The 16,319-nt window shown below is 36.1% G+C and carries 16 protein-coding genes; 4 read left to right on the top strand and 12 right to left on the bottom strand.

The window, feature by feature from the left end; translation table 11 throughout:
* Nucleotides 1–3: 3 nt before the first annotated feature.
* Nucleotides 4–684, bottom strand: a complete 681-nt coding sequence (locus CAO17_RS02990; RefSeq protein WP_085991344.1) for a ComFC family protein — start codon at nucleotides 682–684, stop codon at nucleotides 4–6.
* Nucleotides 681–2,078, bottom strand: coding sequence for an ATP-dependent helicase ComFA (locus CAO17_RS02985; protein WP_085991343.1), 1,398 nt, complete (start codon nucleotides 2,076–2,078; stop codon nucleotides 681–683). The genes CAO17_RS02990 and CAO17_RS02985 overlap by 4 nt, the downstream gene beginning before the upstream one ends.
* A gap of 264 nt (nucleotides 2,079–2,342) precedes the next feature.
* Between CAO17_RS02985 and CAO17_RS02980 the strand changes: the two genes are divergently transcribed.
* Together CAO17_RS02980 and CAO17_RS02975 are read left to right on the top strand one after the other, a co-directional pair.
* The gene (locus CAO17_RS02980) at nucleotides 2,343–3,266 is read left to right on the top strand and encodes an alpha/beta hydrolase (protein WP_085991342.1); all 924 of its coding nucleotides are present in this window, start codon (nucleotides 2,343–2,345) and stop codon (nucleotides 3,264–3,266) included.
* Between the two features lie 50 nt (nucleotides 3,267–3,316).
* Nucleotides 3,317–4,939: a flavin-containing monooxygenase gene (locus CAO17_RS02975; RefSeq protein ID WP_281252908.1), complete on the top strand. Its 1,623-nt coding sequence runs from the start codon at nucleotides 3,317–3,319 to the stop codon at nucleotides 4,937–4,939.
* Nucleotides 4,940–5,115: 176 nt separating this feature from the next.
* On the opposite strand, the gene CAO17_RS02970 is transcribed toward CAO17_RS02975, so the two are convergent.
* From CAO17_RS02970 to CAO17_RS02960, 3 genes are all read right to left on the bottom strand, one after another.
* The gene (locus tag CAO17_RS02970) at nucleotides 5,116–5,958 is read right to left on the bottom strand and encodes a DegV family protein (protein WP_085991340.1); all 843 of its coding nucleotides are present in this window, start codon (nucleotides 5,956–5,958) and stop codon (nucleotides 5,116–5,118) included.
* Between the two features lie 194 nt (nucleotides 5,959–6,152).
* Nucleotides 6,153–6,845, bottom strand: a complete 693-nt coding sequence (locus CAO17_RS02965) for a response regulator (protein WP_085991339.1) — start codon at nucleotides 6,843–6,845, stop codon at nucleotides 6,153–6,155.
* Between the two features lie 87 nt (nucleotides 6,846–6,932).
* Entirely contained in the window at nucleotides 6,933–8,072 is a 1,140-nt protein-coding gene (locus CAO17_RS02960) for a sensor histidine kinase (RefSeq protein WP_085991338.1), read from the bottom strand.
* Between the two features lie 136 nt (nucleotides 8,073–8,208).
* On the opposite strand from CAO17_RS02960, the gene CAO17_RS02955 reads away from it, so the two are divergent.
* A complete protein-coding gene (locus CAO17_RS02955; RefSeq protein WP_085991337.1) occupies nucleotides 8,209–8,856 on the top strand; it encodes a YigZ family protein in 648 nt (215 codons plus the stop codon).
* Between the two features lie 98 nt (nucleotides 8,857–8,954).
* Here CAO17_RS02955 and CAO17_RS20920 read toward each other — a convergent pair whose 3' ends face one another.
* The 6 genes from CAO17_RS20920 to CAO17_RS02930 form a co-directional block, all read right to left on the bottom strand.
* Entirely contained in the window at nucleotides 8,955–9,104 is a 150-nt protein-coding gene (locus CAO17_RS20920) for a hypothetical protein (protein WP_179151878.1), read from the bottom strand.
* 443 nt (nucleotides 9,105–9,547) lie between these two features.
* Complete coding sequence (locus CAO17_RS02950) at nucleotides 9,548–9,883, bottom strand: helix-turn-helix domain-containing protein (protein ID WP_085991336.1); 336 nt, start codon at nucleotides 9,881–9,883, stop codon at nucleotides 9,548–9,550.
* Between the two features lie 970 nt (nucleotides 9,884–10,853).
* Nucleotides 10,854–11,315 carry an IDEAL domain-containing protein gene (locus CAO17_RS02945; RefSeq protein WP_085991335.1) on the bottom strand — a complete coding sequence of 154 codons (462 nt, stop codon included), beginning with the start codon at nucleotides 11,313–11,315 and terminating at the stop codon, nucleotides 10,854–10,856.
* A gap of 186 nt (nucleotides 11,316–11,501) precedes the next feature.
* The gene (locus tag CAO17_RS02940; protein WP_085991334.1) at nucleotides 11,502–12,536 is read right to left on the bottom strand and encodes a hypothetical protein; all 1,035 of its coding nucleotides are present in this window, start codon (nucleotides 12,534–12,536) and stop codon (nucleotides 11,502–11,504) included.
* Nucleotides 12,537–13,019: 483 nt separating this feature from the next.
* Complete coding sequence (locus CAO17_RS02935; RefSeq protein ID WP_085994391.1) at nucleotides 13,020–13,202, bottom strand: cold-shock protein; 183 nt, start codon at nucleotides 13,200–13,202, stop codon at nucleotides 13,020–13,022.
* An 81-nt stretch (nucleotides 13,203–13,283) separates the two neighbouring features.
* A complete protein-coding gene (locus CAO17_RS02930) occupies nucleotides 13,284–14,159 on the bottom strand; it encodes a LysR substrate-binding domain-containing protein (protein ID WP_085991333.1) in 876 nt (291 codons plus the stop codon).
* A 134-nt stretch (nucleotides 14,160–14,293) separates the two neighbouring features.
* Here CAO17_RS02930 and CAO17_RS02925 point away from each other — a divergent pair, with 134 nt between their 5' ends.
* Nucleotides 14,294–15,307 (top strand): YeiH family protein, encoded by a 1,014-nt coding sequence (locus CAO17_RS02925; protein ID WP_085991332.1) that lies wholly within the window; start codon nucleotides 14,294–14,296, stop codon nucleotides 15,305–15,307.
* Between the two features lie 161 nt (nucleotides 15,308–15,468).
* On the opposite strand, the gene CAO17_RS02920 is transcribed toward CAO17_RS02925, so the two are convergent.
* The gene (locus tag CAO17_RS02920; protein ID WP_245831750.1) at nucleotides 15,469–16,296 is read right to left on the bottom strand and encodes a Cof-type HAD-IIB family hydrolase; all 828 of its coding nucleotides are present in this window, start codon (nucleotides 16,294–16,296) and stop codon (nucleotides 15,469–15,471) included.
* Between the last annotated feature and the right edge of the window lie 23 nt (nucleotides 16,297–16,319).

Here is a 16,319-nt window from a genome sequence, read left to right as displayed (position 1 = left end):
CAGCTAGCCTCGAACCAATGTCATGGAATAGACACTTGGTGTTCCACTATCTTTTAATAGCTGAGCTGCATGACGTAAAGTTGTACCCGTTGTATATATATCATCGACAAGAATGACAGGTTTGTTAAGTGTTTGTGTTAGAAAAAATGGATTTTCTGTACATATTCTTTCTCTACGTGACTTTTTGGATTGTTTTTCTCCATGAACCCGTGATAATGCATTCTTCATTTTAATCGGTAAAAATCCCGCAAGCATCTCAGCTTGATTAAAGCAGCGCTCCAATTGTCTCTCTTCACTTAATGGAATCGGAACCACAATGGCTTCTTTTTTCAAAAAAGAAAACCTCTCATAAAAAGAAGCCAAAAAACTAAAACGAAAAGCTTCCCCTAAATAATAATCTCCACGATATTTCCATTTCGCAATCATTTCCTGCATTCTGGTATTATACTTGAAGGTCGAATAATTAAAATCAAGACTATCTCTATCCATTTGTTTTTCCCACCACTGACAGTCTGAACATACGTTTCCTTTTGAAGGACGACTGCAACGTTTGCATCGATTGCCACTTATTTTTTCCAAACTTGATTCACAATCCTTACATAATAGATTTGGTCTATCTAATATAAAGACATTCTTCCAGGTCACTTCCGGAATTATTTCAACATCACATGACAAACAATTCATGCTTTCGAAAAACCCCCTCGTTTATTCATAGCTTTAATTGATTCGATTGCCATTTCCATCGCATTGGTTTTGCCATCGTGAAAAAAAATTACCTCACCAGTTGGATCATCCACACTTCTTCCAGCACGTCCAGCAATTTGTACAAGTGCTGCCTCATCAAAAACGATGTGACCAGCATCAAGTATTGCTACGTCCACAGAGGGAAACGTTACACCACGTTCTAGAATAGTAGTTGTTACAAGTACAGTTGTTTCCTTATTACGAAACTGTTGAACCTTTTCCTCCCTTTCTTCATCATCCGCATGTACAGAAGCTATCATATTTTCGGATTCTATCCATCCGTTGGAATAAAGTAATTTAGTGAAGGCAGCTATCATATTTTTTGCAAGTTTAATAGTTGGGACAAATATTAACAACTGACGGTCGGGGACTTTTCGATGGTTCATCCAATTTATAAAGGCTTTTGGTACACGATTTTTCTCGAGGTCTTTTTTTATAGAAAAGCTAATTTGCTTTTTGGGAATTGGGAGAGGATATCCATGAAAACGAATAGGTACGAAAACATGGGGAAGGTTCTTTCGTTTCATCCGGCGAACATGATTTTTTCTTGGTGTAGCGGTTAAATAGATTGTTGTGCTTCTAGCTTTTTTCGCTCGGTTCGCTGCATATGGAAGGGATTGATCTGCATGAAAAGGAAATGCATCGACTTCATCAATGACTAATAAATCGAACGCATCTTTGTATCGTAATAATTGATGGGTGGTTGCAATAAGGAATTGAGCCGTTCCTTCTTTTGTTTCACTTCCGCCGTACAAGGCTTGAATAGGTACATCTTCAAATGCATGTTGCATCCTAGGTAATAGTTCTCTTACTACATCCGCCCTCGGCGTTGCCATACAAATGCGTTTTCCTTGTTTCAAAGCTTCTGTTATACCTGGAAACAACATCTCTGTTTTCCCAGCACCACAAACTGCCCAGATAAGCAACTCTTTTTCTTCCTGTTTAATAGCCTCTACCATTCGATTGGCTGCTTTTTGCTGTGCAATGGTAAGTTTTCCTTGCCATGAGCAAGGATTTTCATAGTGGTCCCATTTCGGCTTTTCCCCGGTCCAGACATACATTGATTCACATTCTAAAACTCGTCCCATATCAATACATTTTCGACAATAACGATGCGTACTTTTACATTTATAGCAAGGAATATTTGCAAATAATGATTGCTTATGATTACCACAACGTTCACATTGATATTTCAAATTTCTTTTATTGATGGATGGTATCGTCTGGAAGTTACCTTTTTGAAGAAGCTGTTGTAATTTATCCTCATCTAGCAAAATCTCCTGGCGTAAAAGGATTTTACCCGCGTAATGACGAGATAGGTCTAATTGGTACATTTTCTCACTCGCTTTCAATGTAAATTATGATAGATAAACCATAGCATAAATTAGTCTAGCTCTCTATGAGCTTTGTCACACTACTTCCAACAATTCCTTAAAAATATAAAACCAGGTATTAAAAAGTCAGTAATAATTTGTCTCATTCGCGATTGATAGGAATATACCGAACATTAAATACATACATTTTTTCAAAGCATACTTTTTAGTCAAATTTAATTATCTAAAAAGTGGAGCAATAAATTCTAGAAGGGATGTTTAATAATGACAAATCTTGATCCAAAAGCAAAAGAATTCGTGGAGGCATTCTATCAAATGCCACTATTGCAAACATTAAAACCACAAGAGGTTAGGGATATGTTTGCACAAGCACCTCCTATTGAAGTTGAATTAGCCCCCCTTGCAAAAGTAGAAGACAGAAAGATTCCTGTTGATGATGCTGAGATTAATATAAGAATCTATACACCAGAAGGAGATGGTCCTTTCCCTCTATTTATCTATTATCATGGGGGCGGTTGGGTTATAGGTGATATTGAAACATCAGATGCAAGTTGTCGAATGATTGCTAATCAAACAGGAAGGGTTGTTGTGTCCGTTGACTACAGACTTGCACCAGAATATAAATTTCCAATTCCATTACAAGACTCCTACACTGCATTAACATGGGTCAGTGAAAATGCTGCATCCATAAATGGAAGCGCTTCCGATATAGTAGTTGGTGGAGATAGCGCTGGTGGAAATTTATCCACCGTAGTGTCCATGATGTCAAGAGATTTAAATGGACCGAAAATAAGTGCGCAAGTATTACTATACCCTGTTACTGATTTAAGCTATAGCACTCCTTCCTACCAGGAATTTTCCGAAGGCTTTGGTCTGGACAAGGATTTAATGATTTGGTTTGGAAATTATTATATTAATAACGAATTAGACGCTAAGAACATCTATGTTGCTCCATTGCTTGCTAACGACTTAAGCAATCTACCACCTGCTTTTGTAGTAACAGCTGAAAATGATGTACTAAAGGATGAAGGTATCGCCTATGCCAACCGATTACAAGATGCTGGTGTGAAAGTGGAATCCTATACAGAGCCTGGATTAGTACATGGTTTCTTTACCAATATGGCACTATTTCCGGAACATATTAAAGGGACTATCTTTAACATGAATCGCTTTTTAAAAACCCTTTAGTCGAAGGGAATACGTACATTTTTATAATAAATAATAGGAGGATGATATTCTTGACTTCTTTACACAAGAATAATCAAGTAAATCAGCTGGATGCGGTAGTGATTGGCGCGGGATTCTCAGGATTATACATGCTTTATCGATTACGTGAGGCAGGACTAACTACTCGTGTCTACGAGGCCGCAGATGATGTTGGTGGGGTATGGTATTGGAACCGATACCCTGGTGCAAAATGTGACTCCGAAAGTATTTATTATAATTACACTTTTTCCGAAGAATTGTATAAGGAATGGACTTGGTCATCCCGATATCCTGCACAACCTGAAATACTAGAATATCTCAATTTTGTTGCAGATAAATTCGAACTTCGTAGGGATATCCAATTTAATACACGTATTCAGTCCGCAGAATACGATGAAGAATCTAATCGTTGGTTCATTCATACAAAAGATGGTGAAACGGTTACAGCTAAATATTTTATTACAGGTGTTGGATGTATTTCCACAGCAAACGTGCCGAACTTTAAAGGGCTAGATTCTTTTAAAGGAGAATGGTACCATACAGGACATTGGCCTCATGAAAAAGTAGATTTTAGAGGAAAACGAGTTGGAATTATCGGTACTGGTTCAAGCGGTGTTCAAGCCATTCCAGAGATTGCAAAGGAAGCTGGCCATCTAACTGTATTCCAGCGGACACCACAATATAGTGTTCCAGCGAAAAATCATCTATACTCAAAAGAGTATATCGAAGAAGCAAAGGCAAATTTCCATGAGAATAAGAAAAAAGTACGGGCATCATTAGGAGGACTACCTATTACACCTCCCGACAAGTCTGCCTTAGACGATACACCTGAAGAACGCGAAAAGGTATTCGAAGAAGCTTGGGAAAAGGGGGGACCTTATTTACTATTTTCCTATAGCGACCTGCTTGCTAACGAAGAAGCAAACGAAACCGTATCATCCTTCATTCGTTCTAAAATACATGAGATAGTGGAAGATCCAGAAATAGCTAGAAAACTAACACCAACATACTATTACGGTACAAAACGTGCCATCCTTGATACCAATTATTTTGAAACCTATAACCGCTCTAACGTTAGTTTAATAGATGTAAAACAGGCGCCGATTGAAGAAATTACAGAAAATGGCATACGTACAACGGATAGCGAATATGAACTGGACATGATTGTATTTGCTACTGGTTACGATGGAATGACTGGTTCCCTATTCAATATGGATATTCGTGGTAGAGATGGAATTTCATTGAAAGAGAAATGGGAAAATGGGGCAAGTGTTCAAACATATCTCGGTATTTCAACAAATGGTTTTCCTAATATGTTTATGATTACCGGACCAGAAAGCCCATCCGTATTAGGTAACATGCCTGTAGCGATTGAACAGCACGTTGAATGGATAGCTGATTGTATTGACTATTTACGTAACCATGAAAAGGAAACAATTGAAGCTAAGGTAGAGGAAGAGGTTGCTTGGAGCAACCATTGCCGGGAATTAGCGGATTCAACACTTTATACGAAAGTAGAATCCTGGTATACAGGCGCCAATATTCCTGGAAAGGCTGGCGGCTTCCAAATCTATGTTGGTGGGTACGGACCGTATAGAGAGAAATGCGAGAAAGTTGCTGCGAAAGAGTATAAAGGATTTTTAATGCAATCCTAAATTTTCATAAGCCGATAGATAAAAAGAAAAGGTACACAAAAACATAGGTATACGCGAAGGTGAATCATGATTGTCTATTTACTAACTTTACAATTCGACATAAGTAAAAAATAAGTCCCACTATATCTTATCACGGTAAGAATGGTGGGATTTTTATTTGTACGAAGTATCAATCGTTATGTAACATACCAGCCGACACCAATAGCACCTTCTCCTAAATGTGTACCTATTACTGGTCCGAAATAGCTGATGGTGGTATCCATTCCTGGGTATTTTTCAGAAAAGGTATTTTGTAGTTCTACTGCTGATTGTTCATCGTTCCCATGGATAAAAACAACTTTCAATTTCTTGTCCTTCGAAGCTTCCTCTTCCAGCATTCCCATTATCCGCTTTATAGCTTTTTTGCGGGTACGAATCTTCTCAAAAGGTACAATGACCTTATCTTCAAAATGAAGGATTGGCTTGATTTGCAGCAACCCACCAACTAACGCCTGAGCACCACTTAACCGTCCACCGCGATGTAAATTCGTTAAGTCGTCTACCATAAAGTATGCTCTCATAGAATGCTTCATTTCATCTAGCCTTTGAATAATCTCTTGTGGCGTTTTCTCCTGTTTCGCCATCTCTGCTGCTTCAATCACATAATAACCTTGAGCCATACAGCTTATTTCGGAATCATAAGCATAAACATCAATACCCTCAACCATTTCTCCAGCACTTACTACTGCTTGGTAAGTTCCACTAATTCCACTAGAAAGATGTATAGATATGACGACATCAAAGTCCTTAGCTAATTCCTCTAGTTTATTTGTAATCAACCCAATAGATGGTTGAGAAGTCGTTGGTAGTTCTTCGACATTTTTTAACTTATCGTAAAATTGTTCCATTGAAAGATCTATTTCTTCTTGGTATATTTCATTTCCAAACAAAACACTGAGTGGAATCATATGAATTTCATGCTTCTCACGCACATCAGCAGGAATATATGCTGTACTATCTGTCATGACAGCTACCTTCATCGTAATATCTTCTCCTCTATCATAGAATAACCCTTTGCTTCATTATTTTACATGATTCATTTAAAAAAAGCATTAATAGTTATTGTCTATCAGAAGTCTTAACCTGCGATAAAATGTCCAACACTTAAATACAGGGTACTTGAGTGTTGGACATTATATGATATCCTTTGTCAATCAAATCATCATGTAATTTATTAAATTACCTCTACCCAGCCTTTACGGATAGCAGAGACGACTGCTTGAGTACGGTCATTGACATTCATTTTTTGTAGGATATTACTTACATGGTTTTTTACCGTTTTTTCACTAATGTACAAGGTTTCAGCAACAGCACGGTTACTTTTTCCATCTGCTAGCAGTTGTAGAACCTGACATTCACGTTTTGTTAATAAATGTAATGGCTGACGATATTCAATGCCTTTATTTGCAATAGATGATGACGTTTCTTTAGCAAGTCTACGATATTCTTTTACTAGATTATGGGTTACTTTTGGATGTAAATAAGATCCGCCATCACTTACAACTTTAATCGCCTCAATTAGCGCATCCGCATCCATTTCTTTTAATAGATAACCTTGTGCACCTGTTTTCAATGCATGAGTAACATAACTTTCATCATCATGAATAGACAAAATAATCACTTTGGTTTCTGGAAAATAACGAACTAGGTCTGCTGTTGCCTGTACGCCATTCGTTTCCGGCATATTAATATCCATAAGAACAACGTCAGGATTATTTTCCTTTACTAACTTCGCTGCTTCTGAACCATCGTTACCTTCAGCAACCACCTCAAAAGTAGGTTCAAAATCTAAAATTCGTTTAACTCCTTCACGAAACAATTTATGGTCATCAATTAATACTAAACGAATACGCTTTTCATTACTCATTCTTTTCTCCTCCTAGATATATGTTAAATATATCCCCATTACTATAAGTCTAGTCTTAAAAACTATTTTTATCTATTTATTATAACGCTATGTTGCGTTATATGGAACTTGAATGGATATAGTTGTCCCTTTTCCAATGACGGACTGAATGGTAAGCTTTCCATCAAGAATCTCAACACGCTCCTTCATTCCAATCAAACCAAAGGATTTATCACTTTTTATTCCAGGGTCAAAACCTTTTCCATTATCTTTTACAATTAAAGTTAATTGATTTTCTCCTATTTCTAATTTTACCTGAATAGAAGAAGCTTCCGCATGTTTAATAGCGTTTTGTAGTGCTTCCTGCATAAGACGGAAAAACGCTATCTCATATTTTTGATTTAAACGTTTTTCCTCACCTAACAACACAAATCCAATATCTAATTGTTGATATTCTGAAACAGATGATATATATTTTTTAATCGTTGGAATTAATCCTAAATCATCCAATGCCATTGGTCGAAGATCATAAATTATTCTTCTGACTTCATATAAAGAGGATCTGACCATTTCTCGAATGCTCCGCATTTCATCTAATGCCTTTTTTGCATCACCCTGTTGGTAAATTTTCCCGATTATTTCAGAGCGAAGTAATATATTAGCAAGCATTTGTGCAGGACCATCATGAATTTCTCTTGAAATTTTGCGTCGTTCATCCTCTTGTGCCTCAATAATTTTAAGACCAAATTCCTGTTTTTCCTTTGCATCTTCAATCATTTCATTTACTTGCTGGAAGTCATCTTGTAAATAATTCAATACAACCGTAATTTTACTTGCCAGACCTTCTGCTCGTTCTATCGTTTTGGAAAGATTTATAAGCCTTCTCTCCAAATCATCCCGTTTATCTCGTAAAATTTTCTCTTCCTGCCGTAAAATGGCAAGCTTTGTTTGCATTTTATGTGTGTTTTCATATACTTGACGTATCTCTTCTTCAGAATACCTATCAAAATATTTACTAACCTCTGCTAAACGTTGTCTGGAAAACCGCACCTTTTGATCAAGCTTATCTCCATTTTCGATATGCTTTATGACCTTTTCTTTTGTTTCTTTAAGCTCAACCAAAAGCCGCTCATATTCAGAACGAGCCCCTTCACTAATATTGAAAACCTCATCCTTACTATGATCAACGACATTAATCATCTCATTTATGACATGATCCAATGCTTTTTCACTAAATTTCACCGCCATTGTTTTCCACCAACCTATGTTATACTTATACGTAACTATTTCTAAATTTTAGAGGGTCAAAAAAATATTCTAGGATATTATACCCTTTATATCCAAAAGTCAAACTATATTTTCCTATGTAGGAGGATTCATCCATATGTTATCTAGTTATTATACCGTAAAACCAGAGGGAAGTGACCAACTAACAATTCAAAAGTCGCGATTTATTGGTTATGTAAAACGAGTAACGACAGAAGAAGAGGCCCAAGCGTTTATTCAAGAGATTAAAAAAAGGCATTATGACGCTACACATAACTGCTCGGCCTATATCATCGGAGAACATGACGAAATTCAAAAAGCTAATGATGATGGGGAACCTAGCGGAACAGCTGGTGTTCCCATATTAGAGGTGCTGAAAAAACAACACCTAAAAGATACCGCCGTCGTTGTAACTCGTTATTTCGGAGGCATTAAGCTTGGTGCAGGCGGATTAATTCGTGCATATGGAAGCACTACCTCTCAAGCAATTAAAACAACAGGTGTTGTCAAAAGACAGCTCATGAAAGGTGTTTCTATTACCGTTGAATATGGTCTATTAGGAAAACTCGAAAATGTTATCCGTAACTCTGAACATATTTTGGAAACGATAAATTACTTAGAAAATGTTGAGTTTATTGTCTATGTAAAGGATGGTGACGAGGAACCTTTTAAAGATTGGATCGTGGATCTAACGAATGACCAAGCCCAAATCTCAGATTTAGACCCGAAATATATCGAAATAGATGAGAAGAGTACATCTGAATAATATTCGTTTTTTCAAACTATATTATCATGTCAATTTCTATATTCTTAAATGTCTTACTCCAATACAAAAAGCTACATTTCTAGGAATGTAGCTTTTCCTTATATTTGTGTATGTTCACTTAAGGTTTGATTACTTGATAATTCCTTTATCAACTTCTGTATGAGCTCTTCAGCAGACTTGATTTGTTGGTTTTCTGTTTCATGAATTAATTGCTTAAGCATCCTTGTATACTTTTCTTGTTCCCTCATACCTGGATTTCCCGCCTTTTTGAAAAATATCGTCCATCCTAGATGAGCTGATCATTTTTTGTTTTATTCTGTCGATATAACCTAAAAGAATAGTATCACATAGATATGAAATATACTACTCTAATTTTAATCTAACTAAAGTTTTAATATTTTTGTTGTCTCTATGATATACCATTGCAATATTTAAAACAGTAAGGAATGCCTTATAAATTCCCCGATAGTAACAACAATACAGATATATTCAGTTTCATATTATTACTAATTTTTTACAATATCATATGCAATAATTCTTCAAATGAAAGTACTTATACAAGATAAATTAAATTTGGTTATTCTCCCAGATAATCGTATTGACATAAAATGAATCTCAATCAGTGGGGGTATTACTGCCCCTTAACCTGCGATAAAAAAACCATAAAGCTATTTTGCTTTACGGTTCCTCATTAACTCTCATTCTGTTTTCGCCATTTCGCAAACTCCAGGAACTCTTTAAATTGTTCTTTAGAAACACCTAATTCCATAGCTTCTTTAACGATCTCTAACCATTCCGAATCTAATTCATTAGTGTCTTCTACCTGACCTTTATTAACATTCAATATGTCATTTATGGAAACACCTAAAACACTACTAATTTTCTCGATAAATTCAATAGAAGGATTCGATTGAAGGTTACGTTCAATCGAACTTAAATAGGATTTTGCAACTCCTGCTTTTTCGGCCAGCTCTGATAGTGACATATTCTTTTCTAGACGTAAACTTTTCATTCTTTCACCAATCAAGTACTCTCACCTACTTTCAAATTTAAAGCCTTATGATCAAGTTGATTTTTTCTGTATATAATTAACTATATAATACATAACCTATCCATAACTAGTGGTAGACGATATCTTTTCATTCAGTTAGATACAACCGCGGCTATACATCCTAAATCCGGGGAAACATTAGCATTAGTAAGTATCCCTAGTTTTGATGCGAATGAATTTATGTACGGAACAACATTAAATATGTGGACAAAATTAGAATAGCACCAACTATTAACTAACCGGATGACATCCACTTTCTCACCAGGTTTCATTCTAAAACCCGTTACATCTGCCATTGGATTACAAAATGGATAAAACCGGATGAGGAAATCGAAATTGATGGACTAACTTGGGGTAAGGAATCCTGGGGAAACTATGAGATTACACGTGTTTCAACCTCTATTGGATCAATTGATTTAAAGGATGCTCAAACACGCTCAGATAATATTTATTTTACTAAAAAAGCTGTGGATACCGATGCTTTTACAGAGGGTATGGTGACATTAAGGATGCCAAGGGGAAGTACAAATAAGTACGATTCACCTTGCGTCGACCTACACCACTTGTTCATTCATAGCTTGCTTCAGTTCTGTAATAGCAATGAAGGTTGAAAATACGCATAAAGCAAATAACGGACACCCTATAGAGAAAACTATAAAGATTTTAAGAGATGTATCAGGTAAATAAAATGAAGCTTCAATCCATGGGGTCTTTCATCCCCCACTAAAGCACAGGAACAAAGGCTAAAGTCTGAGCTCCCGTTGCTAGGCGACCTGAGATTTACATCCTGTAAACCCGAACGAAGTGGGCTTTTAGGGGCAGTTTATCCTCACCTAAAAGGATTCGTTTTTCCTCCATCATTGAGGTGGGTATGACTGCCCTTAACCTGCGATAAATACTTTCCAAAAAAAGAAGCTAGCCTTAACGACTGGCTTCCTTTATTATCTTAAAGATATTTAACTAATTCCTTAAACACCGCTTCATCGCGATCATCTAATGCCTTATCAATTAAGCGTTTAACATTCATTTTCTCTAATTCCTCAATAATGATTGCGCTTTCAATACTGTTGTCCTTCTTACTTTCTTCCATCTCATTCGTCTCTTTTGTTTCACGAATGTAATATGACCCGGCGATAGCATGAAGTTGTTGTAAGAAATCCGGGAGGGTAATTAGTTTGGCCAAAGTGAGGTAAACGACTTCTTTCCCATGCTGAAAGGCAAATTTCGCATCAATATTTTCCACCTTCTGGGTTCGACGGTTGATTCGAAACTCATTTGCTTCGATAGGAATAAACTGGTAGTCTTTATTGTCTATTACAACGGAGAAATATTGGTATGCAAGCACAATTCGGACATACTTACTATCTGTCTTAATATAGTAAGGTTTTAACATTTTAACTGTTACCATCCAATCCACCTCCCCTTAATTTTTTGATAGTTAACCTATCAAAATTTTCTGTTAATTGTTAATTCATTGTACATTACTTTTTAAAAAATATCAAGAGGAATACCTGATATTTTTTAAATTTTATTTAATTTTCTGATATTAAATAATTTAAGGACAGAATACCTTTTGGCACTGTCCTTAAATGCGTTATTTTATTATTTGATTTTTAATATAGCCTGAAATATTATTTTTTTCCTTATGGGTATAAACGAAACTATTTTCCACTCTTTCTAGATATCCCCCAGCCTTGGCTAGTTCTTTCACACCTTGCTTCATATATGATTTGTAACGATTGTTTACTTTCACGATTTGATCTTTATATTTTTCATCGGTTCCAGGGGTAACAGCTTCCTCATAAAGATCAATTATTTCTTCTCCATCCCGCTGCGGAAAAAATTCGTGTGGATCCGTACTATCAAAAAGACAAAAGTCTAATTCTGGAACGAGTACCATATCAATGCTTTGTGGATCAAAGCTGCAATGATATAACTCCACATCATAGCCATACTTCATACTTTCTTCTGCGATTTTTTTCATGAAGGTGGATTTCCCTGTTCCTGCACGTCCCTTTACGTGATAAACCCTTGAAAGATTTTTGATAATGTGTGGGACCTCATTTACTACCCCGTCAAATGTATTGGTTCCAAACAAACGGCGAACCGTTGTTGCATCACGAACTTGTTTCTGCTGACTTGTAATTAATTTTGCAGTAAACTCTTCCGCTAATTTATCAGCCTTCTCAAAATCCATTTCTTTAATGTAAATACCCTCTAAATCATCATGAATGGTTAATCCTTCTTTAAAATGGTTATAAGCACTATGTGTATAATAAACAAATTTATCCTCATATTCTTTATTAATATAAGGCTTTTCTTTAATAAATAACTGACAATCTATTTCAATCGTCCCGTTTAAATCCGGTGTTGCAATCCGGTCATCAATTATTGCTAAAGCTTTATTACGAATAATAATTCCATCTAAATATTGCTTTCCTAAAGCACTAAGCAATATTTCAACATCATCTGTTGAATAATATGTTTCAAAAATATCCTTGATTAATGCTGTCTTCAAGGTATGTGACGGATGCTTTAATATAATTATTTGATTAAAATTTGTTACATTGCTGGAAAGCAAATTAATAAACCCTTCTGCCGTATTTGCGGTTACATAATATTTCTTCAAAGAGACACATCCTTTTTTAGGTTCTGGTATAGGATATGAAAAATTGGGCGGATAGTGAATTATTTTATAAAGTTAATCTTCAATCAGTGGGAGTTTTCTTTCATCCCCCACCTAAAAGTGATGGTATTGCTACCCCTTAACCTGCGATAATAATTTCCTTGAGATGAGGATTAAAAGTGCAAGCCTGTTCTTAATAGGCCTTCCCTAGAATTTAGGTCGATGTTGACTTCCACCACAAGGGTAAAAGTACAACTAAGCCTCGGATTTCACCAAGTTTCATGTGGTGGAGGAAGTCTGCCTAAAGATTTAGCCTATTGTGGACATGGCTATTCCTACTTATGCATCGTATTACACGTAAAATTTTATACCTACCTAATCACAAAAACCCCGATTCAAATAGAATCAGGGCTGTGGATGCTAATAAAAAAGATGCCTTTTAGGACACCGTTCTTGTTTAGCTTTGTACATGATGGAGATACTTCTCTACTTCACCTCAGGAAGTACGCGTACTTCTCGCTCCATAGAGGAGTCACAAAGTGGACATGATGGTTCATCATTAAAACTAAATGACTCTCTCATCCAACCTTGACAATCTTCACTTGTACATGACCATACGTTCGTTTCTACCTCTTGAACCGGTTCTTTCGGTCCTCGAGAAAATGCCATGAAAGCATCCCCTTTCTTTATCCACTTCCTATTATACATCTTTCCCTCAAGCAAAGGAAGCCCATCCATTTTTGCTGGGCTCTAGTCATTGGATTGAACTAACGCTTCAAATACTTGCAATGCTTTAGGGTAAAAATCTTGTTGGTTTTTGATAATGGAAAAATGACGTTGTAATGGTGTCCCTTCTACTGGTAATTTTTGTATCCGCTTTAGCTGTAATTCGTTTTTAAAGGTTAAATCAGAAAGTAAACTAATACCTAAGCCAGATTCTACACCCTCTTTAATAGTTTGCGTACTACCAAAGGATATGAGACGTGCTGGTGTAATATGATTCTTTTCCAAAAATTTCTCCAGCATTGCACGAGTACCAGAACCCTCTTCTCGTATAATCCACGTCTGTTTTTCCAAAAATGACTTGGAAATTTTTTCTCCTTCTAAGGCTTCCCTACCACCTGCAATGATATACATGTCGTCCATTGCAAACTCCTTTGTAACGATACGTGTGTGTGACACTTTCCCCTCAATTAATCCAATATCAATTTCATGGTTAATCAATTTTTTACCTATTTCCTCCGTATTTCCTATAGATACAGCTGGAATAATTTTTGGATACCATTCCTGCAGCCTTGCAAGAAATTTCGGGAGCATATACTCTCCAATCGTATAACTAGCACCTATTTTTAACTCACCACTTGGATCGTTCTTAATGTCGGAAACCAATGTTTTCATTTGCTCGTAATTTCTTAATATGGTTTTAGCATATGGATAGACGATTTCCCCTGCCCTGTTTAACTCTACAAACTTATTTGTTCTTTCTAAAAGTGGCACACCCAATTCCCTTTCAAAGGAAGCGATATATTGACTAACGGCAGGCTGCGTCATATGTAAAACCTCTGCAGCACGTGAAAAATTTTTCCGTTCAGCCACTTCTACAAAAACGATTAATTGCTGATCCATTTTTATAGCTCCTTTTTTATAATACGACTGTCTATAATAAGGATTACTTATTATCATTATAATTATAATTTATTTTCCTTATTATAGGACAAAACTTATAATGATAAAAGTCATCTTTAGAAAGGACTGTTTATATGACAACTAGAGAGTGCAATCAAGACAAAAGTATAGTTATTGGTGTACTATTTACTTTTTTCATTGCATTTATTGGATATTTACTTTCTATAATTCCTGGGTTTAATCAGATTGGTCCACTAGCTTGTGCAATTATGTTAGCTATTATTTATCGCCAGATATTTGGATATCCAGAATCTTTCCGTAATGGAATACAGTTCTCATCTAAATACTTATTACGTTTTGCAATCATTTTATACGGACTAAAATTAAACATTGAAGTTATTTTTAGTGAAGGACTAGGACTATTAGTTAAAGGAAGCATTACAATAATCTTTGCTATTTTAGTCACTGTATTTTTAGCAAAATTACTAAAGGGGAATACTCAAATTGCTCTTTTACTTGGAGTAGGAACTGGGGTCTGCGGGGCTGCAGCAATTGCAGCTGTTGCACCGATTGTCAAATCCAAGGATGAAGACACTGCTATTAGTGTAGGAATCATCGCATTAGTTGGTACAGTATTTTCTATTATTTATGCATTATTGCTACCGATTCTACCGATTTCAAACCTTCAATATGGTATTTGGTCAGGCTTGAGCTTACACGAATTGGCACATGTTGCCCTAGCTGCTGAACCTTCTGGTGAAGGAGCATTGGCTGTGGCACTTCTGGCAAAGCTTGGTCGTGTATTTTTACTTGTTCCTCTTTGCTTTATATTAATTTATTGGATGAAAAAGCGTAAAACATCGGATGAACGAGAAAATGCCACAGTATCCTTCCCATGGTTCCTGCTAGGCTTTATAGCTATGAGTCTATTTGGAAGCTATATTTTAGGAAACGTGATTCCTATTACAGAAGGCGTGATGGATGGAATTAGTCTAGCAACTACCTTCATACTTACTTCTGCCATGGTTGGACTAGGCCTTAATGTTAGTTTAAAAGATGTTCGTGAAAAAGCATTGCGTCCGTTTTTAGCAATGTTGATAGCTTCTATACTTGTTTCGTTATTAATGTATTGGATTGCTGGAATTTAAGATTATGTGTATAGGGGAGATGCTGTTTAGGGAGTATATTTTACTTATGAAGGACTTCCTTTGATTCTGCGTTCCCCTCTTTTATCAGCTTTCCTTCTAATCTATCGTCTTTTCCTCATACCTAACAAAAAACCCCCACACATTTGTGGAGGTTCCTTTTACTAATACAGTACAAATTTTTCAATAGCCTTCGCTACACCATCGTTATCATTCGTATCTGTCACATAGTTTGACACATTTTTGATAGCTTCTTGTGCATTTCCCATAGCTACTCCAATTCCAGCTTCCTGAATCATTTTAATATCGTTCAAGCTATCACCACATGCCATGATTTCATCCATGGTAATACCGATTTTTTCACAAAGGAAATGCAATGCTTTTGCCTTACTAACACCCTTAGGATTTACTTCAACATTGATAGGTAAAGAGTTTGTAAGCTCTAATCCCTCATAATAAGAAAGATCTTCTACCATTCTGTCCAATTTATCTTGTTCTTTAGATTGGCACCCAAATTTAAGCCATTTATAATCATAAAAATTATCTGGAGCCTCATTTCGAAAAATTCGATCCGTAGATATCATCCACATATCCACGCCAACTTCTTTTCCAGTGTTCCATAATTTCTCAATAGTCTCCGCTTGAAGCAAATGCTGATTGAGAAGTCGTTTATCCACCGTCCATATTTCTCCACCATTTGCTGTAATTAAATAGGATGTCAATTTCAATTCCTTAGCGAAAGGATGACAAGTTTGAAATCCACGTCCCGTGCTTAAAACAACATGAATGTCCTTTTCTAAAGCCTTGGCAATAGCATTTTTTGTTCGTTGAGAAACTTCATGATTGGAAGTAAGTAACGTCCCATCCATATCCAGTGCAATTAATTTTATCTTGGTGTTATTAGCCATCATTACACTCCTTTTAATATTTTCTTTTCTACCCATTTTATCAAAGGTTGCGATAAAACGATAAGAAAACCATTTATAGCCCATAAGCTACTATACTGTTCTAATGG

The organism is Oceanobacillus senegalensis (assembly GCF_900176885.1).
GTDB classification, from domain to species: domain Bacteria; phylum Bacillota; class Bacilli; order Bacillales; family Amphibacillaceae; genus Oceanobacillus; species Oceanobacillus senegalensis.
The sequence above is the reverse complement of the archived record's forward strand: the minus strand, read 5'-3'. Positions and strand labels throughout refer to the sequence as shown.